This is a genomic window from Caballeronia sp. ATUFL_F1_KS39, from assembly GCF_023630985.1.
GTDB lineage: Bacteria > Pseudomonadota > Gammaproteobacteria > Burkholderiales > Burkholderiaceae > Caballeronia > Caballeronia zhejiangensis.
In genome coordinates, this window is the sequence record NZ_JALQDZ010000112.1 from 1 (window position 1) to 256 (window position 256).

Below are 256 nucleotides of genomic sequence, written 5' to 3' on the forward strand. Positions count from 1 at the left end.
GATTAGATAAGCTTCTTGCTCGGGTTCCCAGTAGTCTGCGTATCCGTCCGTTACTGGGATGCAGATCGCTTCCTCAACGGACCAAGATAGCCCAACGCAGCGGATGTGCTTGGAGTGGATGAAGGTTTCAAGGTCGAACTCGATCCAAGTTTCGTCGGCTAGCTCAGTCTTTGCGAGCAGCATGTCGAGGGTAGAGTCTGCAAGTTCAAAGCTAGGACGCACAGTAAACTTCCACTCGGGCTTGTTAGTGTAGGGG

General features: G+C 52.3%; 1 protein-coding gene. It reads right to left on the bottom strand.

From position 1 onward, the window contains the following. The coding region (locus NCR93_RS31780; RefSeq protein ID WP_250532479.1) for a hypothetical protein at positions 1-183 on the bottom strand (183 nt) is incomplete at its 3' end. Positions 184-256 lie beyond the last annotated feature (73 nt).